This window comes from Brachyspira suanatina (assembly GCF_001049755.1).
In the GTDB taxonomy this organism is placed as follows: domain Bacteria; phylum Spirochaetota; class Brachyspiria; order Brachyspirales; family Brachyspiraceae; genus Brachyspira; species Brachyspira suanatina.
Map to the genome: position 1 here is coordinate 438,236 of NZ_CVLB01000001.1, position 22,567 is coordinate 460,802.

At 26.2% G+C, this 22,567-nt stretch carries 21 protein-coding genes; 17 read left to right on the plus strand and 4 right to left on the minus strand.

Annotated elements, in window-relative coordinates; genetic code table 11:
* Positions 1–610: 610 nt before the first annotated feature.
* The 17 genes from BRSU_RS14745 (at position 611) to BRSU_RS02120 (ending at position 17,025) form a co-directional block, all read left to right on the plus strand.
* A complete protein-coding gene (locus tag BRSU_RS14745) occupies positions 611–775 on the plus strand; it encodes a hypothetical protein (protein ID WP_245158029.1) in 165 nt (54 codons plus the stop codon).
* 1,134 nt (positions 776–1,909) lie between these two features.
* Complete coding sequence (locus tag BRSU_RS02045) at positions 1,910–2,914, plus strand: hypothetical protein (protein ID WP_048593558.1); 1,005 nt, start codon at positions 1,910–1,912, stop codon at positions 2,912–2,914.
* Between the two features lie 20 nt (positions 2,915–2,934).
* Positions 2,935–3,222, plus strand: coding sequence for a hypothetical protein (locus tag BRSU_RS02050; RefSeq protein ID WP_048593559.1), 288 nt, complete (start codon positions 2,935–2,937; stop codon positions 3,220–3,222).
* A complete protein-coding gene (locus BRSU_RS02055) occupies positions 3,219–3,941 on the plus strand; it encodes a hypothetical protein (protein WP_048593560.1) in 723 nt (240 codons plus the stop codon). The genes BRSU_RS02050 and BRSU_RS02055 overlap by 4 nt, the downstream gene beginning before the upstream one ends.
* Before the next feature lie 150 nt (positions 3,942–4,091).
* The gene (locus tag BRSU_RS02060; RefSeq protein WP_048593561.1) at positions 4,092–4,874 is read left to right on the plus strand and encodes a hypothetical protein; all 783 of its coding nucleotides are present in this window, start codon (positions 4,092–4,094) and stop codon (positions 4,872–4,874) included.
* A 2-nt stretch (positions 4,875–4,876) separates the two neighbouring features.
* Complete coding sequence (locus tag BRSU_RS02065; protein ID WP_048593562.1) at positions 4,877–5,548, plus strand: ABC transporter ATP-binding protein; 672 nt, start codon at positions 4,877–4,879, stop codon at positions 5,546–5,548.
* Between the two features lie 35 nt (positions 5,549–5,583).
* Positions 5,584–6,801 (plus strand): ABC transporter permease, encoded by a 1,218-nt coding sequence (locus tag BRSU_RS02070; RefSeq protein ID WP_048593563.1) that lies wholly within the window; start codon positions 5,584–5,586, stop codon positions 6,799–6,801.
* Positions 6,794–7,477, plus strand: a complete 684-nt coding sequence (locus BRSU_RS02075) for a LolA-like protein (RefSeq protein ID WP_048593564.1) — start codon at positions 6,794–6,796, stop codon at positions 7,475–7,477. The genes BRSU_RS02070 and BRSU_RS02075 overlap by 8 nt, the downstream gene beginning before the upstream one ends.
* Before the next feature lie 8 nt (positions 7,478–7,485).
* On the plus strand, positions 7,486–8,565 hold the full coding sequence (locus tag BRSU_RS02080; RefSeq protein ID WP_048593565.1) for a hypothetical protein: 1,080 nt from the start codon (positions 7,486–7,488) through the stop codon (positions 8,563–8,565).
* Between the two features lie 102 nt (positions 8,566–8,667).
* Positions 8,668–9,060: a hypothetical protein gene (locus tag BRSU_RS02085; protein WP_048593566.1), complete on the plus strand. Its 393-nt coding sequence runs from the start codon at positions 8,668–8,670 to the stop codon at positions 9,058–9,060.
* A 165-nt stretch (positions 9,061–9,225) separates the two neighbouring features.
* On the plus strand, positions 9,226–10,029 hold the full coding sequence (locus BRSU_RS02090; protein ID WP_048593567.1) for a hypothetical protein: 804 nt from the start codon (positions 9,226–9,228) through the stop codon (positions 10,027–10,029).
* A gap of 179 nt (positions 10,030–10,208) precedes the next feature.
* Positions 10,209–11,003, plus strand: a complete 795-nt coding sequence (locus BRSU_RS02095) for a hypothetical protein (RefSeq protein WP_048593568.1) — start codon at positions 10,209–10,211, stop codon at positions 11,001–11,003.
* Positions 11,004–11,364: 361 nt separating this feature from the next.
* Positions 11,365–12,423 carry an ABC transporter ATP-binding protein gene (locus BRSU_RS02100; RefSeq protein ID WP_048593569.1) on the plus strand — a complete coding sequence of 353 codons (1,059 nt, stop codon included), beginning with the start codon at positions 11,365–11,367 and terminating at the stop codon, positions 12,421–12,423.
* Entirely contained in the window at positions 12,420–13,238 is an 819-nt protein-coding gene (locus tag BRSU_RS02105) for an ABC transporter permease (RefSeq protein WP_048593570.1), read from the plus strand. The genes BRSU_RS02100 and BRSU_RS02105 overlap by 4 nt, the downstream gene beginning before the upstream one ends.
* 29 nt (positions 13,239–13,267) lie before the next feature.
* The gene (locus BRSU_RS02110; protein ID WP_012671858.1) at positions 13,268–14,077 is read left to right on the plus strand and encodes an ABC transporter permease; all 810 of its coding nucleotides are present in this window, start codon (positions 13,268–13,270) and stop codon (positions 14,075–14,077) included.
* A 33-nt stretch (positions 14,078–14,110) separates the two neighbouring features.
* Positions 14,111–15,316: an ABC transporter substrate-binding protein gene (locus tag BRSU_RS02115; RefSeq protein ID WP_048593571.1), complete on the plus strand. Its 1,206-nt coding sequence runs from the start codon at positions 14,111–14,113 to the stop codon at positions 15,314–15,316.
* 149 nt (positions 15,317–15,465) lie between these two features.
* Positions 15,466–17,025 carry a bifunctional metallophosphatase/5'-nucleotidase gene (locus BRSU_RS02120; RefSeq protein ID WP_048593572.1) on the plus strand — a complete coding sequence of 520 codons (1,560 nt, stop codon included), beginning with the start codon at positions 15,466–15,468 and terminating at the stop codon, positions 17,023–17,025.
* Between the two features lie 666 nt (positions 17,026–17,691).
* On the opposite strand, the gene BRSU_RS02125 is transcribed toward BRSU_RS02120, so the two are convergent.
* The 4 genes from BRSU_RS02125 to BRSU_RS02140 all read right to left on the minus strand — a co-directional run bounded on the left by BRSU_RS02125 (position 17,692) and on the right by BRSU_RS02140 (position 22,551).
* The gene (locus BRSU_RS02125; protein WP_048593573.1) at positions 17,692–18,852 is read right to left on the minus strand and encodes a phosphopentomutase; all 1,161 of its coding nucleotides are present in this window, start codon (positions 18,850–18,852) and stop codon (positions 17,692–17,694) included.
* 229 nt (positions 18,853–19,081) lie between these two features.
* A complete protein-coding gene (locus BRSU_RS02130) occupies positions 19,082–19,843 on the minus strand; it encodes a glucosamine-6-phosphate deaminase (protein ID WP_048593574.1) in 762 nt (253 codons plus the stop codon).
* Between the two features lie 99 nt (positions 19,844–19,942).
* Complete coding sequence (locus BRSU_RS02135) at positions 19,943–21,097, minus strand: mannitol-1-phosphate 5-dehydrogenase (RefSeq protein ID WP_048593575.1); 1,155 nt, start codon at positions 21,095–21,097, stop codon at positions 19,943–19,945.
* Between the two features lie 17 nt (positions 21,098–21,114).
* Complete coding sequence (locus tag BRSU_RS02140) at positions 21,115–22,551, minus strand: PTS mannitol transporter subunit IIBC (RefSeq protein WP_048593576.1); 1,437 nt, start codon at positions 22,549–22,551, stop codon at positions 21,115–21,117.
* Between the last annotated feature and the right edge of the window lie 16 nt (positions 22,552–22,567).

Consider the following 22,567-nt stretch of genomic DNA (forward strand, 5'->3'; position numbering starts at 1 on the left):
GGTACACATAGTACTTGTGTAAATCCACTACAAATTAAAAAACTAATTTTTTATAAATTTAAAATTTTTTTAGTATACTTTATGTAATATATTAATAGTTAAAAAATTACAATAATTTCATATATAACTTTCTCAACTAGTTTTGAAGAGGTATAAATTATTTTTTGGTTATTGAAAAAATCGTATATTTTTTTAGTTATAAAAAATAATTATAATTAGTTTAAGCTTAATATTAATGTATAATATATAAAGTTATATAATAATATATCAGATATATGCTGTTGTTTGAATTTTTTTAAAGATAATGATTCTTATAGTTATGAACTTTATAAATTAATTACTGGTAAGAGTTATAGAGAATATGAGATTACTAGCATACTTTATACAGTGCTATAAGAAGATTTGAAGCTAGAACTTAATAGAAAGTTATTATGGTGCTGAAAGTTACTTAGGGATAATAAAATATTATAAGATTACAGAAGAAAAAAATATTTTTGCAGGATAGAAATACGGCTATTCAGTAAAAAATAATAGATAAACTTTTTTATATTCAATATATATTGTATATATAGAATGTTATAAGAAAATATTATTATAGATGATTTTTGTAATGAATAAAAAAATAAATACTATAATACTCAAAAATTATAGATCATATGAGAGAGCTTATAAATTATTTATATATGAAAAGCAAGAATATATAAATGATTCTAAAGAAAAAGCTTTTAAAAAGGTACTTAAATCTTATGGATATGTAGATTCAATTATCAAATGATGCAAAAATAGTTAATGAATACAGATTATATTTATTTGATATATTATTGATATTGTTATTGTGGCATTTTTTAGTTTATTATTATGCTTTATATCTAAAATAATAAAAATATAGGATTTTTTATTATAAAATAATCAATTGATTGTTAGTATATTTTTTATTATTTATTGAATAATTAGTATTTTTTACTCATAGTTATACAGTTTATTAATATTTGTAATATATACAGAATAGTAGAATATAGTTATAATGATTGTAAAATAAATTTGAAATATTTTATAATAAGTTTTATTATTATATATATCTGTATTTATATTTAATATATTTTTTTATTCTTCATCATATTCGGTTTGCATTTTTTATTATAAACTTTTTATCTTTGAGTGTGTTTTTATTTCATCAATTTTTTAAAAATTATTACAAAAATATTAAAAAGAAATATACTAATACCAAAGAAGTTATTGGCAATTATATGAAATGAAAGATATTCTAAATTCTAAAGTTCGCATTATGTTAAAAATAGAATAAAATATAAAAAATAATCAGCAAATTTATAGATTGACTTGTAAATATTAATGAAGTTTTTGATGATATAATCAAAGATGGAAAATTGTATATAATTTATATATAAAAATATTAACATCTTTAATATAATATTTTTATACAGCTATTTTAGCATTTATTTTTGCTTTAATTGTATATAATTGGACTTTTTAATGAAACTACTAAAATTGGCTATAAACTCACTGTGTCTTATTTTTATTTAGTATTATTTATATAGCTATTTACTATTTTTGGAATTTTTCTGATAATATAAAATCAAAAATAAGAGAATATAGCTATGATATATATAATTTGAAAAATTCTATTATTGCTGTTATAATTTATTTGGTAATAATAATTATTATTATCAATATTATCACTACTAAGTAAAATAATTATTTGTGGTTTATTTAGGTTTTTAATGCAATATTAAATTGGACTATTTCTATAATTGCAAATTATTATTTAATTATAAGTAAAATATTTATATATAAGAATAAAAACATTAATATTTTACTCAAAGTATATTGACATAGATAATACTTTTGTTATAATATTAAGATAAGATAAATAGCAGGCGTATTGTATTTTATGAAAAAATTGTTATTTGTATTTTTGATATTATCAAGCTTTCTTTTTGCTCAGAATGATTTTGTAAATTCAGGTTTTCATTATAGCTATAATTATTTTGGATTCCCATTTTCTGTAGATTTTGGATACGCATATAAGAAAAATTCACATTTCGTGTATATTCCTCGCATTGGAATAAGTTTTGATTATGGTGCAGAATCATCATTTGGAATATTCGCTAATGCTGGTATGGAATACAGATATAGAAGGTTTTTTATAGATTTGAATTATAAACAAGGAATTACCCCTCCATTTGCTACATTTAATTATAAAGATTTGGAATATTATGGACAATTAAGATTAGGGTACTCTTTTGATAGTGTTGTTATTTCCTATGGTATGAATATAGGTAAAATGATAGCTTCTGAGAGAGAGGTTTATAGATTAAGTTCTATATTTAAAATTAATCAAAGTATTGGTTTAAGTTCTACATTTGTTGATGATGGAGTTAATAAGTTAAAATTCAATGCTGGTGTAGGTGCTAGTATTATACCTAACGAAAAGCAGTATTCTTATAATGTTTCAGCCAGTATTCCTTATTCATTCTTTCATTATTGGGGAGAACTTGGAATTATGCCTTATATAGGGTACAGTGCTTATTTTGATAAAAGCGAGAAAAAATATTCTATTGGATTTAAATATTTATACTCTCTTATGATGATGCCTTTATCAAATTTAGAGGCACATGTTAAAAATATGGATTTTCTTACATTTGCCCATTTTGAATATAAATTTTTTATGAGATTTCTTCCTTCCGGTTTTAATGATATATATTTAGTTGCTTTTGGAAACGTAGGTTATGGAAAATATTTTGAGGATAGTATTGATAAAGGTAATTTATTATATGTAGTAGGAGGAGGAATAGGGTATAATCTTTATGGTACAACACCTTTACAATTAACTTTTGGTGTTGATAATAATAATAGTTTAGTTATGAATTTGATAATTAGTACTATAGTGTTTTAATATTTTGGAGTTTATTATTAATGGTAAGTATTAAAAATAAAATAATATTTTATTTTATATGTTTTGTACTTTATATGGCTTGTTCTTTCTTGCCTTTTTTAAAGAGCTTTACTTTATTAAAAATATTTTTTATACTGCCTGGTTTTTTGTATACTTCTGTTTATTCAATAGGGATTGGAATTGCAAGTTATATATTTTTACTTGTATTTAGCATAATAAAACTTCTTCCTTATTTGAATAGTTTAAATAAGAATAATGTTAATAATTCTAATGGGTATTGTGCAGTATTTAAGGAGGATTTAATATGATGAGAAAGATTTTGACATTTTTATTTTTGTCTTTTATTTTTAGTTTTTCAGCTTTTTCGTACAGTAGAGATTTTAATGAGCTTTATAATCTTTATTATATGGCTAATGCCAATAAAGAAGATGATTTAAATATTGCTATAGAAAAAATGAAGAAGGCAAATGTTGGAAAAATAGAAAGGCAAACTTATGATAATCTTATTTTACTTATGGATATATATATGAATCCTAAAAGTAAAAGAGAGGCTTATAAATTATTTAATGATAACATAAAAAAGAATACTCCTCTTTTATCGGAGAAAGATGTAGATTATATGGCTTCTGTTGCTGATGTTATGAGTGGAGCTATTAATTATTCTTCATTTAATGATGTTATAAAACTTTCAGGTAAGGCAGGGGAGATATATGATAATGCTTTAAAAATCAATGCGAATCATTTTCCATCACTTTTAGGTAAAGCCATACTTACAGCATACAGTCCTGAATTTGTAGGAGGAGGAATAGATAAAGCAATTCCAATATTTAAAAAGGCTGAAATTAATGCCAAAGAGAAATGGGAAAAACATACAGTTTATTTATGGACTTCTCAGGCTTATTTTAAAAATAATGACAAAACCAATTATGATAAGTATATAAAAATGGCAAAAGATATTTTCCCAGAAGGAGTTTTTATAAAAAATGTTATTGATATGAACACTAAAGGAAAAGGAATGTTTAATTAATAATAAGATAATGATTAAGATATATTGTATATGTTTATGAGGTTAAAAGTTGTATTTTTTAGATAAAAAAGTTTTTTGTTTTTATAGGCGTATTTATATGTAGTACACTTCGCAAGACTTGCAGTGTCTATATGAAATAAGGATATTAAAATGTTTAGAGTTATTGTTTTGATTTTTATTAACGCTTTCTTTTTATGCGGATTATATGGCGAGATTTCAAACGAGGCTAATGCTGTATTAAAAGAAATAGATAATAAAAATAATGAATACCATTCAGGAGCAAGACTTGTAAGAACTAGTGAAGCTAAAGATATTTTAAATAGAGTTAAGAACAGTAATTTAAGCGAAGAAGAGAAAATGCATTTAAGTATAGAATGCTATACTCTTTGGGCTAATGTGTCTATTGCAAGCGGAACTTTTGAAGAAGATTATAAGACTCTGAGTGATATATATAATAATCTTAAAAAAGATAAAGTTTTCAAAAAAGGTTCTTCAGATATTTATGCTGCATTTGCTAATTTTGCAAACTCGTTTACTTCACTTGCATTTTTTAATAAAAAATATCCTTATAGTGTAATAGTTGATATGTATACTTATTCACGTTTGGCTTTATTAAAAGATAGAAATAACATAAAGGCAAAACAAGTATATGGAATGTGGCAAATAGCTACTTTGGGTTTTTATAATAATGCTGCTTTTTATTCTGTAATAAGTTCTTTAAATGATACAACTAATTTACCAGACTATATGGTTTATAGGGCTTATATTTACAGATCTATGGCATATATGAAAGTAAATGAAACCAGCAAAGCTTTTAAAGAATTAGATGAGGCTTTAAAAATGTATCCTAAAGGTTTTTATGGATATTTATTAAAAGGTTCTTATGATAAAGGCAAGGATGGATTTTTAAGTGCGGAGGGCGCTGATTTTTAATTATGATAAGATGCAAAAATATTTCAAAAATATATAAAACTAAGGATTATAATATAACAGCAAATGAAAATATAAGTTTGGAAATAAAAGATGGAGAAATTGTATGGGTAGCTGGAGTTTCCGGAGCTGGTAAAAGTACACTTCTTCATATATTATCAAGCATAGACATTCCTACAGAAGGTTCTGTTTATTGGAATGATAATGAGGTTTCAAAATTAAGTGATAGAGAAAGAAGCAATTTTAGGCTTTCAAATATAGGTCTTATTTTGCAGTCACTTGAACTTTTAAAAACTCAGAGTGTATTTGATAATGTTGCATTGCCTCTTAAGTTTTTAAATGAAAGTTATTCTAATATAAATAAAAAAGTTAATGAGATATTAGAAAATTTAAAAATAGATAATTTAAAAAATAAAAAACCGGAACAGCTCTCAGGAGGACAGAAACAGAGAGTTGCTATAGCTAGAGCATTAGTAAGTGAAGCACCTTATATATTTGGAGATGAGATCAGTGCGAATTTAGATACTGAAACAAGCAAATTTATTTATGAATATATAAGAAACACTATAAAAAAAAGAAACGGTATAGGTTTTTTTATTTCGCATGATGAATTAATAGAAGATTATGTGGATAAAAAATATATTATGAGAGATGGTGGTGTAACACTAAATATATAATAAAATTATATTAATGACTATAATTGGATAAATAAATGAATATAATAAAATTAGCATTTGATAACCTTTGGTATAATAAAACCAGAACTATTTTGAATATGATACTTATTATAGTGTCTTTTGTATCTCTTATGATGATAAGTGGATATAATAACTTCACAAAAGAAGGTATTATTACTAGCATCAATATGAGTGGAGGTTCTGTTGTAATAGCTGATAAATCTTATTGGGATAATAAAAGCGAAAAAATTAATATGCTTAATAACAATGATTTTGAAGCAATTTATAAAAAACTTGATACTATAAATGAAGTTAATGATTATCAGAAAAAACTTGATATAAGCGGACTTATAGGTAATGAAAATAAAAGTAAATTTTTTTCAGGTTATGCCTATGAAAAACCTTCAAAAATAATGTCATCAGTTTCTTTAAAAGTAGGAACTCCTATATTTGACGATGATATTAGTACAATGGTTTTAGGTAAAGATTTAGGAGAATTTTTTAATCTTAATTATGATGAAGAGCCTTATTTAAATTTGATGACTGATTTTGGAGATGGTATAAATTTAGGTTCTTTAATGGCTGTTGGTTTAATATCTTTAAATAATACTGCTGCTGATGAAATTACAATATATACTCCGCTTAATGCAGTATATGAAGTATTTGGACTTGAATATGGTAATGCACATAATTTATTAGTATATTTAAAAGATTATAAAAAAGCAGAAGAGATAAAAAATGATCTTAATAAATATTTTAGTGAAAATAATTTAAATTATGAAGCTAAAGATTGGAAGGATTTAAATGCATTTTTACTTTCTGTTATTGATATGAATACTAATAATTATTTAATAGCATTACTTATATTAAGTATATTAGTATTTGTTTCAGTTATGCAAATGCTTACAACAAATTTTTTAGAGCGTTTAAATGAATTTGGTACTATGAGAGCTTTGGGTATAAATATAAAAAATGTAACTTTGCTTTTATTTTTGGAAATTATTATAATGGCAGTATTGAGTTCTGTTATTTCAATAATAATTTCTTATGGAGCTTCAGGTATATTGAATGCTTCAAACTTTATAATGAAATTTCCAGGTGCTACAGACGGTTATCCTTTAAGTTTATTACTAACATTTAAAGATACTGTTTTAATATTTGCATGGGTATTATCTGTATCAATATTGGCAGGTATTTATCCAATAATAAAGGTTATAAAAATGCCTATAATAGAGGTGATAAAGTATGTGTAAAAAAATAACAAAAATTTTATTAATGGTAAGTGTTTTATCTTTTAGTTTGTACGGTCAGGACATATTTAGTGATTTCGTAAAAATCTATAATAGAGATGGAAAAAGTTATAAAATGTCCGGCACTTTCACAGATATAAAAGATGGTAAAAAGAAAGTTAATGATTTTGATATGATAGTAGGAAAAGATTATAAATTAATGTATTTAAAAAATAATAATACTCTTTTTCTTGCTAATAATCAGGGATTTTTTGTCCAGTCAAGAGGGCAGATTTCTCCTTTAAAAATTTCTGGAAGTTATATTGTAACAGGTGCAGCAAATATGAATGATTTGATGTCGATTAATTTTGTTGATGATTATGAAGTAGAAAAAATTGTTAGTACTGAAGAAATAAATTTAGTAAAGAAAAATAAGAGTGTACCTTATTCCAAAGCTATTTTAAAAAAAATGTCTGGAGGATATACTATAGACTTTTTTGATAATAGCGGTAAGGCTTTGAAAAGAGGAATATATAAGATAAGTAATAATTATTTTAATGATATGGAGTTCTATAATTTGATTATTAGTAAAAATATAAGTACGGTATGCCATGTAGAAAAAATAGAATCTTCAAGCTATTCAAGCTCATATTTCAGAAGTGATAATATGAAAATGCTTTTTGGTTTGTTTAAAGAATAATAAAAATAATGAAACCTACTTTGTTTAATAGATTAATAGTATATTTAACTTTTTTTATATTTATTGTATCATCTATAGCATTTGCTGATATGATTCCTAGATTTGGTATAAAGAATAGTTTTAATTATGTAGATTTAAAAGAAAATGAATATCTAGGAGATTCAATATTTAGTAATGAAACATATATCTATTTAGGTTTTGAATATATTGACAATAATTTTTATTTTTCATTTAAACCTGCAATTAAGATATATACTAAAGATGATACAGAATTTATTTATGAGAATGGAAGTCTTATAAAACAAAATAATAATAAGGCTTATGCTTCTTTTACATTTGATGAAATACAATTTAATTATATAAATGAGATTTTAGGATTTTATATAGGAAAGAGGAAATTTCATTTCGGAGAAGGTTTCAACAGGCAATATATGTTTGTTGGTGAAAGTGTACTTTATAATGATTATGAGTCTTTATATAATACAGAGCTTAATTTTTATCAAGGAAATATTACTCATTCAATAGGATTTATTACGGACACTAAATCAATAGACTTATTAAAGGAACCAGAGTATTATACTTCTTGGTATTATTTAAAATATTCTTCATCTCATTTGGGATTAATGGGTATAACAAAATATACTTATGATTTACAAAAGAAAAATAATTTAATGCTTGGTTTTGAGGCTTCATATATATTCGATATAGGTTTTAAACTTTATGGAAATGTTACTTATAATATTTTAAGCAGTAATAATTTAGGAAAGAGTCTCAATGATATAAAAAGTTTATTAGGCATTAATTATGCTTTTATTTATAATTATAATTTTATACTTAGTCCCTATGTAGAATATTTTTATGAGGATAGTCATTCTTTTTATTCTATAGGGCTTTATTTATCTTTACTTAATAATTTATTTAATATAATAACTTATTTCTCTCATTCTCCTAATTATAAAATGGATTTAAATACAAAACTTCTTATTAATTATAATAATTTTAATTTTACTTTTAATTATTATACTCCTTTCAATAATGATGAAATTTTAGAGCATACATTTGAAATATCATTGGAATATAACTATTAACCCTATATCCTTATTAATTTTAATCATAATATTTTAATTATGAAAACTTTATATTGACATAGTAAAAAATATATTTATAATTAAAAGCTTTGGGAGGGTTCTATGAAAAGAAAAAGAAACATTTTTAAACTTTTATTTATTTTATTAACCTTGAGTTTATTTTCTTTAAGCTGCAGTATGTTGGATGTAACAGGTTCAGATGAAGGCATAGAAAAAGAGTACAGAGGAAACAGATATTCAGGCGATCTTATTGATGAATCAGGAGTACTTTCAAAAGCTGAAATTTCAATAAATAGTGATGGTTCTTTTGATTTAAATTTAAATGGCACAGTAAGAATTGAAGCAAAAAACATAATAAGTCTAGGTAATGGCAAATATACTGCTTCACAGGGAACAAGCGGTTTTGACTTGCAGTTCAGCAGCACATCATTAGATGTAACAATAGTATATTATGATAATGGTAAGCAATTATCGGGCACGCTTACAAAACAGTAAGAAATAAACTATAAAAAATAAATGAAGCTTTTAATAAGCTCCTTTTTTTGTATATAAAATTAAAATTTTATTATCAATATTATTAATATAAATTTAATTTTTTATTCATTGAATAATTTATTAAAAAATATACAATATAAATATATTAAAAAAGGAGCAAAACTTATGATGAAAAAATTATTTTTGTTTACTTTATTAGTTGCAAGCTTTTTAGTAATAAGTTGTAGTAATGGCCCTACAAATCCTACAAATGGCAGCACTACAAAACCTACAACTGAAGAATACAAAGCTAATGGAATATCTTCTATTTATGCAAATAGCTCTTATAAGTTTTTTAGTATGGATGGTGAAACTTATGCAATAACTATTAAAGATGGAGCTATAACAGGTTTACAGCAGGGTACAGTAAAAGTTGATTTGACTAAAGCAGACATATATAGTAAAAATCTTGAAGGAGATGCTGTTGGTAATATTCCTAGAGTTTATTTGATATATAATAATGAATTAAAAGGATCTCTTATGATTAAGAATAATCGTATAGGTGTAAATATAATTAAAAATGATGGAACTCAAATAGAAGGAATAATTGCTGAAGATTTACCAGAAAGTTCAAAGATTCCCCAAACTCTTTATGGTCCTTGGGAAGGTACACAGACTGCAACAGGTGAAAAGATCACTTTAAATATTGATGCTAAACTTGTTTCAATGATTTATAAAGATCTTGATATTAAGATACCAAATTTATTTTTTGAGTCTACTCAACAAAATACCTATGAAGTAATTGGATATAGTTATACTGGAACTAGTATGGTTTTAGATGAGAATGGGGCTGGAACATTAACAATTCATTTTAAAAAGAATGAGATAACAAAAATTGATCCAGTTATACAAGATGGTAAAGTTACCGGAGCTCAAGATAATTCGCATTCAGGAGGAGTAATAACTTTACCTGTATTAAGTAAAAAATAATAGTATAACTGTTTATTTGAATCAGCTATATAGTATTAAAGAAACAGTAAAAAGTATTTTGATTTTAATAAAATAAATGGTTCTTAGAAAACTCATTTTTAATTATTAACTGTTTTTATATTTAATAATTAAACAAAGATACATATTATAATAAAAAATTAAAAAAAGGATAAAATATAATGAAAAAATTATTTTTATTTACTTTATTAGTTTCAACTTTTTTAGTGATAAGTTGTAATTATAAACTAATCACTCCTGAAGTTAAAGAATACAAAGCTAATGGTATATCTTCTATTTATGAAAATATAGGTTATAAGTTTTTCAGTATGGATGGCGAGACTTACACAATAACAATTAAAGATGGAGGAATAATAGGTCTACAGCAGAGCGGAGTAAAATCTGATTTGACTAAATCTGATATATATAGTGTAAATGCTGAAGGTGATATAATTGAATCATTAGGAAATGATGCCAGAGTTTATTTGATATATAATAATGAATTACAAGGATCTATTATATTTCCTACCGATGTAAATGGCCGTAAAGGAGGCGTTAATATTACTAAAAGTGATGGAAGTACAATAGAAGGTATAATTCGTACAGATTTACAGGAAAATCATAAAATACCTAAAGATTGGTATGCGGATTGGGAAAGTATGAATGTAAGCGGTTTATCATATTTTTTAACTATTAATTCAAAAACTATTACAAGTTATTCAGATGTATATTCTAAGCTGATTATACCAACTTCATTTTTCGAAGCTGATGGCAATACATATTATGTATTTGGAAATTATTATAATGGAACTTCAATAAGTATGGATACTGACGGAAAATTAAAATTGGTTAGGTATGATAAAGAAACAGCAATAAAATTTAATCCAAAAATAGAAGGCGGTAAAATCACAGGTTATACAGATGATTCAATAATACCTAAAGAAGAAGTTGTAACACCTTTACTTAGTAAAAAATAGGATTACAATATTATAGTATTAATATTGTAATAGAAAACGGGGCTTTTAATAGAGCCTCGTTTTTATTTGTATTGAAAAATATTTATATAAAAAAATTATAAAAATATTTCATATACTATTGACATTATTTATATTTGTATTATATTGAAACCCATTAAAAATAATTATGCAATAGCTCAAGTAATGGATATTCTTTGCAGGTGTATCTGTTGACTAAGAAAGGCTTATTATTAATTATAATTAGCTAGAACGAAAAAAACCCTATGCGGGTAAGCGACGAGTAAACTGCGTTTTATACGTTAAGATGTATATACGTAATTTTACGGAGGCTATTGCAAATATACGCATAGGGGGCTTCATTATGAGCGATAATATTATCGTGTCTTTAAAAAATATCAATGTTTCTTATGATGAAAATTCTATACTAGAAAATCTTAATCTTGACATCAAAGATAAAGAATTTTTAACTCTTTTAGGGCCATCAGGCTGCGGTAAAACAACCATACTTAGAACTATAGCAGGTTTCATAAAGCCTAATTCAGGGGAAGTGCTTTTTGACGGAAAAGTTATTAATGATACTCCGGCTTATAAAAGAGAAGTAAATACTGTATTTCAAAGATATGCTTTGTTTCCGCATTTAAATGTTTTTGAAAATATTGCATTCGGACTTAATCTTAAAAAAGTTCCTAAATCAGAGATTAAAGAAAGAGTTCATCAAATGCTAAAAATGGTGAACTTAGAAAATTACGGAAATAGAAATATTGCCAGACTTTCAGGCGGTCAGCAGCAGAGAGTAGCAATTGCAAGAGCACTTATTAATAAACCTAGAGTTTTGCTTCTTGATGAGCCTTTGGGAGCATTGGATTTGAAACTTAGAAAAGAAATGCAAATAGAGCTTAAGAAAATTCAGCAGTCATTGGAAATTACTTTTGTATATGTTACTCATGACCAAGAAGAGGCACTTACTATGAGCGATACTGTAGCAGTAATGAAAGATGGTGAAATACTTCAGATAGGCACTCCAGAAGATATATACAATGAACCTAAGAATGCATTTATAGCTGACTTTATAGGTGAGAGCAACATTATAGACGGCATTATGCATGATGATTACGTTGTAGAGTTTGCCGGTTATATATTCGATTGTGTGGATAAGGGATTTGAAAAGCTAGAGAAAGTCGATGTTGTTATACGTCCTGAAGATATAATAGTTGTACCTCCTGAAAATGCTAATATATCAGGATTGGTAGAATCTGCTATATTTAAAGGTGTGCATTTTGAGATGATACTTGATGCTCATGGTTATAAATGGATAATACATTCTACAGAAAAATGGGAAGCAGGCACTGAAATAGGAATAGATATTGCTAAAGAAAATATACATATTATGAAAAAAACTATAGAAGAGGTGATAATATGAAAACAAAAATACCAGCAATACCTTATTTAATTTGGACATTAGTTTTTGTATTAGTACCGCTTTTTTTAGTTATATATTTTGCTTTTACCAATCAAAGAGGAGATTTCACTCTAAACAACTTTGCAAATGTTACAGGATTTACTCCTGTTATAATTCGTTCTGTAATACTTGCTTTTATTGCTACATTGATATGTTTGATACTTGCTTATCCTTTGTCATATTATATATCAAGACAGGAAAAAACTGTTCAGAATGCTTTAATAATGCTTGTAATGCTTCCTATGTGGATGAACTTTCTTCTTAGAACTTATGCTTGGATGACAATATTAGAAAATAATGGTCTTATAAATAAAATGTTTATGTTTATGGGACTTTCTCCTGTAAAACTTATAAATACTCAGGCAGCTGTACTAATAGGAATGGTTTATAACTATTTGCCTTTTATGATACTTCCGCTTTATTCTGTTATGACTAAAATACATCAGAGTTTAATAGAAGCCTCTCAGGATTTGGGGGCCAATTCTTTCAATGTATTCAGCAAAGTAATATTTCCATTAAGTTTACCGGGAATGGCTGCTGGAGTTACAATGGTATTCGTGGCTGCTGTAAGTACATTTGTGATTTCGCGTATGCTTGGTGGAGGATCCAATATACTTATAGGCGATTTAATAGAGATGCAATTTTTAGGCATGTCTTATAATCCTAATTTAGGTTCGGCTATAAGTTTGGTATTAATCGTAATATCTTTATGCGCTATCATGCTTATGCAGCAGATAGATGAAGAAGATGAAGATGTTAAGGGTATGTTTCTATAATTAAAAGAGTATTTTAAGGATATGCCGTTATGATAAAGAAAATACTATCAAGAACTTACATTGCTTTTATATTTCTATTTTTATATGCTCCTATAGCTATACTGATTTTTTTCTCTTTTAATAAAGCAAGAGGAAGAGGAGTATTTACCGGTTTTACTTTGCATTGGTATAAAGAATTATTTTCAAATGATTTGATACTTAATTCTTTTTTTAATACTATAATTGTTGCTGCTGTATCTTCAGTATTTGCTACTATACTTGGTACAATGGCTGCTATAGGAATAAACAGTTTCAATAAAAAGATGAAGAATGCTGTTATGGGTATTACTTATGTATCTATAATCAATCCTGAAATAGTAACAGGTATATCTTTAATGCTTTTATTTGTGATAATGAAACTTAAATTCGGATTTACTACTTTGATTTTAGCACATATAACTTTTAATGTACCTTATGTTATATTGAATGTGCTTCCTAAATTAAGACAGCAGGATAATAGTTTATATGAAGCTGCTTTAGATTTAGGATGTACTCCATCAATGGCTTTTTGGAAGGTTGTCATACCGGATATACTTCCTGGAATACTTGCAGGATTTTTAATGGCATTAACATATTCATTAGATGACTTTGTTGTAAGCTATTTTACTACAGGTATTACTTCTCAAACTTTACCTATTACAATATATTCTATGACTAGAAAGAGAGTAAGTCCAGAGATTAATGCTATATCTACTGTTATATTTATAGTTGTGCTTGTAAGTCTCGTTATTATGAATTTAAAAGAGATTAAAAAGGAAAAATATTTGATGCAGTTAAAAAGGAAAATAAATAAACATTAATTAAAAAAATTATTTATAAGGAGAAAATAAAAAATGAAAAAGAAAATTTTTACGATTTTCATATTAATTGCTATAGCAGCAAATGCACAAAAAACTGTTAGTCTTAGTGTATTTGATACTAATTATTATCATAAGTACAAAGGACAAAACTTATCTGTTAATGTTTATAACTGGGGAGAGTATATATCAGATGGTTCTGATGGATCATTAGATGTAAACAAATTATTTGAAGAACTTACTGGAGTAAAAGTTAATTATTCTACTTTTGCTTCTAATGAAGAGATGTATGTAAAGTTGAAAGTAGGTGGTATTCAGTATGATGTTATTATTCCTTCTGATTATATGATAGAAAGACTTATAAGGGAAAATTTAGTAAGAAAATTAAATTACAATAATATCCCTGCTCATACTAACATAGCTAATAGATTTAAGAATCTTCCATTCGATCCTACAGGAGAATATTCTTTAGCTTATACTTGGGGTGTAACTGGAATAATTTATAATAAAACTTTAGTAGAGGAAAGTCCTGAGAATATAGATTGGAAAATACTTTTTGATAAGAAATATAAAGGACAAATACTTATGTATTATAATCCTAGAGATGCTTTTGGAATAGCACAGGCATATTTAGGATATTCTCTTAATACTACTAATGAATCAGAGCTTAGAGAATGTGCAAAACTTTTAAAGAGTCAAAAACCTTTAGTTCAGTCTTATGTAATGGATGAGATGTATGACAAAATGGAAGCTGGAGAGGCTGCTATAGGTGTTTACTATGCTGGAGACTCATTAACTATGATCGATAATAACCCTGATTTAAATTTTGTTATTCCTAAAAAAGGTGCTAATTTATTTGTAGATTCTATATGTATACCTGCTTCTTCAGGATCTCCAGAATTAGGTGAAATGTATATAAACTTCTTATCAGAACCTGAAATAGCTTTAGCTAATATAGAGTTTATAAATTATGCTTCTCCAAATGACGGAGCTATTGCTATAATGAGCACTGAAACTAGAAACAATAAAATAATATATCCTGATAAGGAAACTTTGGATAATTGTGAAGTTTATATAACATTACCTGATGAAACTAATATATTAATGGAAGATTTATGGAATGAAATACTTTCTAATGACACTACATATAAAGGTTGGGTAATACCTGTTGCTTTGGGGGTTATAGTTCTTCTTTGTGTAGTTATTATAGTATTGAAAAAGATGAAAAGAAGAGAAAATTAATATAAAAAATTAATATTTTATTATATATATGAGCCTAGTATATTTTTTAGTATACTAGGCTTTAATATTTATTATTATTTTTTAAATTGTCTTGAAAAAGAGAATAATATATATATAATTTAAATATAATATTTTTAAGGAGCATTCAGATGTTTAAAAGATTGCATGTTATTTTGTTATTATATTTAATACTTTTGTTTTCATATTCCTGTTCTAATTCTGCTTCAAAAAAAACAGGAAATACAGGTAATTTAACTATAATACATATGAACGATACTCATGGAAAAGATGAGGAAGAGAGAGTTGTTAATAGCGATGTAAATCCTCCTGAAACAAATTATATGTACGGAGCTGCTAGAAGAGCTTCATATATAAAGCAAGTTAAAGGAGATAATAACAATGTATTAGTTCTTCATGCAGGTGATACTATTACAGGAAGTGTTTATTCTACAGTATTTCAGGGAAGAGATGAAGTTGATATTATGAATATGATAGGTGTTGATGCTGCTGCTGTTGGAAATCACTTTGTAGATTACGGACTTAGTAATTTTACAGAAATAATGAAAGAGAGAAAATTTCCTACACTTTCTCTAAACATCAAAAATAAGTCAGACAATAGTTATTATGCAACTCCATATATAGTTACAAATGTTAATGGTCTTAATGTGGCAATTATTGGTGTAACAACAACAGATTCTGTTTATAGTCCTAAAAATATAGAGGGTTTAATATTTGAAGAAGAAATTAAATCATTAAAAGATTTCATAAAACAAACTCCTCTTAATACTACTAATGATGTTACAATATTACTTAGTCATGTAGGATATGAAGGCGATAAAAAAATTGCTGAGGCTATACCTAATACTTTTGATATAATAATAGGAGGACATAGTCATACTGAATTAGAAAAAGCTGAAGTTGTTAATGGTACTCCTATAGTACAGGCTGGATCTTACGGACATTATTTAGGACATGTTAATTTAAATGTTAATAATGGAGTAGTGGATAAAAATAATTTAGATTATAAATTGGTAGCAATGGATCAGACTATAGAGCAGGATCAAGATATGCTTGCATTTATTGATGAGATGAAAGGTACAGTGGATAAAGAATTTAATGTAAGAATAGGAACTTTGCCTGTAGAATTAGCTCATGATGGAATAAGATCAAACTCCATGGCTATAGGAAATTTTGCTTGTGATTTAGTAAAAGATTCTTATGAAAATGTTGATATTGTAATGATTAATTCTGGAAATTTAAGATCTGTATTAAAAGCTGGTGATATTACTTTAGGAAATATACAGAATGAATTTGCTCCTTTTAACAATGAAGTTATTATAGTTTCATTGAATGGAAAAGATGTACTTGATATGATTAAACTTTCAGGTGAAAAGAGAGGAAAGGGCGGATTTTTACAATATTCAAAAGGTATGGAAGTAAAATATACTGCAAATGGTGAGTTAGTATCTGCTAAATTAAATGGAGAAGATATAAGCGAATCTAAAGATTATACTGTAATTTTATCAGATTTTGTATTTGACGGCGGAGATGGATATGTTGATGCAGAAAATAATCCTATAGGAAGAAAAGGAAAAAATGCTGTTTATACAGGAAATGATATAAGAGATGCTTTAATATCAAAGATTAAAGAACTTAATAATATATCGACTGATTATATTGACAACAATCCAAGAGTAATATTTGAATAATTATAGTTGATTATTTAAAAGATCAATAGGAGTCTGGCTTAATTAAGCTAGGCTCTTATTTTTTATATACAATAAAATTATTTACATGCGGTAATTAGATTTTAAAATATAAAAAAATGCTATCATTGATTTATATGCAAAATAATTTTCATTTTAAACGCGTGCTGAGATAGATAATAAATACTAAAAAATTAGAGTGGGGCATGCTATAGCTATAATAATAAAATTGAAATAAAAAGTAAAAATGACTAATTATAATGATAAGGAAATAGGGTGGGATTTATAATTAATTTTAAAATTATTCTATAATTTCCGCCCATTATTATTTTTAATTTTATTATGAATTATTGATTTTAAATTATGCTTTTTATATTTTTATAAATAAAAAATACCCGCCCAAGTTTTTATTATAATTTAAAATGTAACTTAACGTACGTTTAATTTTGTTTGCTATTTTTATATTAATTGTGATAAGAACTTTATTGATATTTTTAATTTTACTCTGCGTACGCAGTAATATATTTAATTTGTTTTTACAAAAATTAAGACTGACATTAAATTAATAATGCCAGCCTAAAAATTATTTATGAGTATTATTATTAAAAAATATCATTATTATCATATAGATAAATTTGTTTTTAAGTCATTTATAATATATAAATTTTATTATAAAAAACAACCTTCTAATTCAGTATTACCAATTAAATGCTTTTCTATTGATGCCGCTATAGAAACAAAAGATTCTTTTATTCCTATATTAACATTTTTTCTCAAATTTTTTCCATAAGCAAGTATAGGTATATATTCCCTTGTATGATCGCTTCCTTTGTATGTAGGATCGCATCCATGATCTGCAGTTATGATAAATAAATCATCATCATTTAAATTTTCTATCATTTCTGGTATATATTTATCAAATTCTTCCAAAGCATTTTTGTATCCTTTAGCATCTCTTCTATGCCCATAAAGCATGTCAAAATCAACTAAATTTGTAAATATTAATCCTTCATCAATTTCCTTAATAGCCTTAATAGTTTTTTCTATACCATCAAGATTGTTTTTATTAGTCTGTCTATTTTCTGTAATTCCAACTCCTGCAAATATATCGCTTGTTTTTCCTATGCCTACAACTGGAATATTATTATTTTTTAATCTGTCAAGCATAGTTTCACCGCTTGGAGGTACAGAATAATCATGTCTTCTTTCAGTTCTTTTATAATTACCTTTGCTTCCTATATAAGGACGTGCTATAACTCTTGCTACAGGCGAATATTCATTGCATATTTCAAGAGATTTTTTGCATATATTATAAAGTTCATCTATAGGTATTATTTCTTCATGTGCCGCTATTTGAAGTACAGAATCAGCAGAAGTATAAACTATCAAAGAACCATTTTTTAATTGTTCATCTGCATAATCATCTATAACTTCTGTGCCTGAGTAAGGTTTATTACATACAACTTTTCTTCCTGAAAATTCTTCTATTTTTTTTATAGTGATATCAGGAAATCCATTAGGATATGTATTAAATGGTTTTTTAGATACAAGTCCTGCTATTTCCCAATGTCCTGTAGATGTATCTTTTGCTTTTGAGGCTTCCATAGCTTTACCATAATATCCTATAGCATCATTATTTTTAGCAACCCCTTCTATATCTATTATATTTCCAAGTCCTATTTTTTCCATATTAGGAAGACTTATTCCACCATTAGCTTTAGCCAAATGAGCAAGAGTATTTACTCCTTCATCACCAAAGTCGGAAGCATCGGGTAAAGCACCTACACCGCAGCTATCCACTACTATTAAAACGGCTTTCTTTTTATTCATATTTTTATTATCCTATATTTTGTTTTTATATATAATATAAATATAACCATTTTTTGAGAATTATATAAAATAATATCTAATAAAAAAAATTATATTGATATTTTATTAGATAATAGAGCATTATAAAGTATTAAATGTAGTAAAATAAGTTAAAAAATACAAATATTTAGGCATAAAAAAGGATAGTATGAAACTATCCTTTTTTTATAATAAACTTAATAATTATTTATTATTTTTTGCATCCTTTTTTCTGCTTTAATTCAGGTATTGTATCAGCGATTTCTTGATCTATAACAACAACAACATCATTGTGAAGTTTAAGGAAAGTAACTGGACATTTAGTTGTGATTTTATCTCCTGTAAGAAGCTCTTTCATAGCAGCAGCTTTTGCTTTACCTATAGCAGCTATAACTATTTTTTTTGCTTTTAATATTCCGCCCATACCCATACTAAATGCTTCTTTTGGTACATCTTTTTCTGATGCAAAGTATCTTGAATTAGCTTTAATAGTTTTTTCATCAAGTTTTACACATAAAGCATCAGCATGTAGGAATTCGTCTGGTTCATTAAAAGCTATATGTCCATTAGGTCCAACTCCTAAAAGCTGTAAATCTCTGCTATATTTGTTTAATTTATCATTAAATTCTTTTAAGTTTTTTTCTTTATCGCCTATACCCTTTGGAACAAAAGTATTTTTTTTATCAATATTAACATGATTAAATAAATTATTATCCATGAAATATCTATAACTCTGTTCATTTTTTCCGTCTAAACCTTTATATTCATCTAGGTTTATAGTTCTTACATTTTTAAAATCTATTTCTTTTTTCTGATAAGATTTTATAACATGAGGATAAACAACTTCAGCTGTTCCTCCTGTTGCAAGTCCTAAAACAGCATCTTTCTTTTCTTTTAAAAGATTAATGATTTCTGATGCAACTTTTTTACCAACAGCATTAGCATCTTTAGCAATTACTAATTTTAATCCCATAATGATTGCTCCTTTTTATTAATTTTATAGATTTTTCATAAATTCCCTTACTTGGAAATTATAACATATCTACTATTTATTATCAAACATAATCATTATTTATTTTTTTAATACCTTACTTAATTCATTATATATTTCATCAAATAAAGCTTTTTCATTTTTCAAACCTGTTACTTTTAGAATTACATCTGATAAATTTTCACTATCAAGCATTTTTTTAAGTTCTTTACTTTCATTATCATCTTCACTATAGAATTGGAAAGCAGCTACAACACCTTTAACCAAATTATCATGTTTTAAATTATATTCTAAAGTACCTAATATAGGCTTTATTAGTCTATCATTATATGATAATTTACGCATAGGTTCTCTTCCAACTCTTAAAACAGAATCTTCTAAATAAGGATTAAAAAATCTGCTTAATATTTTTTGTATATAAGCTTCATGTTCATCTTCTTTAAATCCATGTCTTTTTATTAAAACAGCACCGCTTTCTCTCATAGCACCTAATACTGTATTCTTAATGCTTTCATCATTTATAGCATCATATACAGTCTTTTTATTGTTTTTGAATCCTAAATATGCAGTTATTGCATGTCCTGTATTTAAAGTAAATAATTTTCTTTCAACATAGGCATTTAAATTTTCTTTTAAAGATAATCCCTCAACTTGAGGCAAATCTCCTATGAAAACTGCTCTGTCTATTATAAGATCAGCAAAATTTTCACAAGTAACAGTAAGCGGATCAGAATTTTTTATAGTAGGAACTATACAGTCAACAGCAACATTAGGGAAAACTATTTTATTTTCCATCCATTTTTTTATACCATCATCTATAAGTTCATAAACACTATCTCTTAATTTAGAAGAAGCTCCAGTAGTATTTTCACAAGCAATAACATTCAATGCTTTTTCATTTTTTGTTTCATATCTTCTTTTTATAGCCTTAGCTACAAATGGAGCTATTTTAGGAAGTATATTAACTCCCACAGCAGTTGTTATAATTTCTATGTCATCAAATAATTTTAATAAATTCTCTTCATCTTCGGGTACTTTATCAACTTTATCTATTTTTATTGTTTTATCAACATCTTTTCCAACCATTCTTATATTATAAGACTTGCTATTTGATATTAAAGATAGTAATTCAGTATTTACATCAGAAAAATATACATCATATCCAGCTTCATGGAATAATCTTCCAACACAAGCTCTTCCGATATTTCCTGCGCCTATTTGAATCATTTTTTTCATGATATTATATCCTCTTATTATTTTTTATTTTCTTTAATTTTATCTACTATTTCATTGTAGAAATTTTTATCCATAAAATTATTAATACTTAAATGTATTTTGTTAGGCATCTTTTCTTTAGCTAAATTAGTCAATGATTTTTGTGTTATTATTATATCAGCACTATCATCTAAATTAGAAATAGCTGAGTTTACTATAGTGATAGTTTCTAAACCTTTTTCTTTAGCAATTTTTTTAAGTACTGTAGCTCCCATAGCACTTGAACCCATTCCTGCATCACATGCTACTACTATCTTTTTGATTTCTAATTTTTTTATTGCATCTTCAAAACTGATTTCTGTTATTTCTACGGCATTGTTATTTTCATTTTTATCTGAAGTATTATCAGAAGTTTTATTTGTAATTTTGTTAGACTTACTTTTTTCTATTGCTTCTTCCAAATCTTCTTCAGGTGCTCTTTTTACAAATATTGAAGCAATTAAGAATGTTACAACAGTTGCAACTACTACACTTGATATTGTAGCTAAAAATCCGCCTTTAGGTGTTACTGCTAACATTGCTATTATAGAACCAGGAGCAGGAACAGCTATCAATCCGCCTTTAAGTATCAAAGTAGTTAAAACTCCACTCATACCTCCAACTATTAATGCTAAAATTAATATAGGATTTATTAATATGTAAGGGAAATATATTTCATGTATTCCGCCGAAGAAGTGTATTATAGCAGCTCCAGGTGCAGTTGCTTTAGAACGGCCTTTACCAAATATAGTATATGCTAATAATACGCCTAAACCAGGTCCAGGATTTGTTTCTATTGTGAAAAATATTGATTTACCAGCTTCTGTAACTTGTTGTATTCCTATAGGTGAGAAAACTCCATGGTTTATAGCATTATTCAAGAAAAATACTTTAGCAGGCTCTACTAATATTGAAACTAGAGGTAATAATTTTAAATCAACTAATACTTGTACTCCAGATGATAATGCACTGCTTATAGCTTCTACTACAGGACCTATTATAAATAGAGATATAATTGCTAAAATCATACCTAATATTCCGGCAGAAAAATTATTAACAAGCATTTCAAAACCTGTAGGTATTTTAGGTGTAATTAATTCATCTAATTTTTTTATTAGGAATGCTCCTAGAGGACCTGTAATCATAGCTCCTAAAAACATAGGTATATTTGAACCTACAATTACACCAGCTGCCATTATACTTCCAACAACGCCTCCTCTATGTCCATATACCATATTTCCTCCTGAATATGCTATCAATATAGGAAGCAGATATGTAAGAATTGGGGAAACTAAACCGTTTAATGTTTCATTAGGAAACCATCCGGTAGGAATAAAAAATGCGGTTATTAATCCCCATGCGATAAAAGCTGCTATATTTGGCTGTACCATATTACTTAGGTATCTTCCAAATTTTTGTACTTTATCTAATTTCATAATAAAAACTCCTTGA

Bases quoted from the DNA above. Each gene is read 5' to 3' on its own strand.
- BRSU_RS14745 (WP_245158029.1), top strand. From the start codon at position 611: ATGAATAAAAAAATAAATACTATAATACTCAAAAATTATAGATCATAT.
- BRSU_RS02045 (WP_048593558.1), top strand. From the start codon at position 1,910: ATGAAAAAATTGTTATTTGTATTTTTGATATTATCAAGCTTTCTTTTT.
- BRSU_RS02050 (WP_048593559.1), top strand. From the start codon at position 2,935: ATGGTAAGTATTAAAAATAAAATAATATTTTATTTTATATGTTTTGTA.
- BRSU_RS02055 (WP_048593560.1), top strand. From the start codon at position 3,219: ATGATGAGAAAGATTTTGACATTTTTATTTTTGTCTTTTATTTTTAGT.
- BRSU_RS02060 (WP_048593561.1), top strand. From the start codon at position 4,092: ATGTTTAGAGTTATTGTTTTGATTTTTATTAACGCTTTCTTTTTATGC.
- BRSU_RS02065 (WP_048593562.1), top strand. From the start codon at position 4,877: ATGATAAGATGCAAAAATATTTCAAAAATATATAAAACTAAGGATTAT.
- BRSU_RS02070 (WP_048593563.1), top strand. From the start codon at position 5,584: ATGAATATAATAAAATTAGCATTTGATAACCTTTGGTATAATAAAACC.
- BRSU_RS02075 (WP_048593564.1), top strand. From the start codon at position 6,794: ATGTGTAAAAAAATAACAAAAATTTTATTAATGGTAAGTGTTTTATCT.
- BRSU_RS02080 (WP_048593565.1), top strand. From the start codon at position 7,486: ATGAAACCTACTTTGTTTAATAGATTAATAGTATATTTAACTTTTTTT.
- BRSU_RS02085 (WP_048593566.1), top strand. From the start codon at position 8,668: ATGAAAAGAAAAAGAAACATTTTTAAACTTTTATTTATTTTATTAACC.
- BRSU_RS02090 (WP_048593567.1), top strand. From the start codon at position 9,226: ATGATGAAAAAATTATTTTTGTTTACTTTATTAGTTGCAAGCTTTTTA.
- BRSU_RS02095 (WP_048593568.1), top strand. From the start codon at position 10,209: ATGAAAAAATTATTTTTATTTACTTTATTAGTTTCAACTTTTTTAGTG.
- BRSU_RS02100 (WP_048593569.1), top strand. From the start codon at position 11,365: ATGAGCGATAATATTATCGTGTCTTTAAAAAATATCAATGTTTCTTAT.
- BRSU_RS02105 (WP_048593570.1), top strand. From the start codon at position 12,420: ATGAAAACAAAAATACCAGCAATACCTTATTTAATTTGGACATTAGTT.
- BRSU_RS02110 (WP_012671858.1), top strand. From the start codon at position 13,268: ATGATAAAGAAAATACTATCAAGAACTTACATTGCTTTTATATTTCTA.
- BRSU_RS02115 (WP_048593571.1), top strand. From the start codon at position 14,111: ATGAAAAAGAAAATTTTTACGATTTTCATATTAATTGCTATAGCAGCA.
- BRSU_RS02120 (WP_048593572.1), top strand. From the start codon at position 15,466: ATGTTTAAAAGATTGCATGTTATTTTGTTATTATATTTAATACTTTTG.
- BRSU_RS02125 (WP_048593573.1), bottom strand. From the start codon at position 18,852: ATGAATAAAAAGAAAGCCGTTTTAATAGTAGTGGATAGCTGCGGTGTA.
- BRSU_RS02130 (WP_048593574.1), bottom strand. From the start codon at position 19,843: ATGGGATTAAAATTAGTAATTGCTAAAGATGCTAATGCTGTTGGTAAA.
- BRSU_RS02135 (WP_048593575.1), bottom strand. From the start codon at position 21,097: ATGAAAAAAATGATTCAAATAGGCGCAGGAAATATCGGAAGAGCTTGT.
- BRSU_RS02140 (WP_048593576.1), bottom strand. From the start codon at position 22,551: ATGAAATTAGATAAAGTACAAAAATTTGGAAGATACCTAAGTAATATG.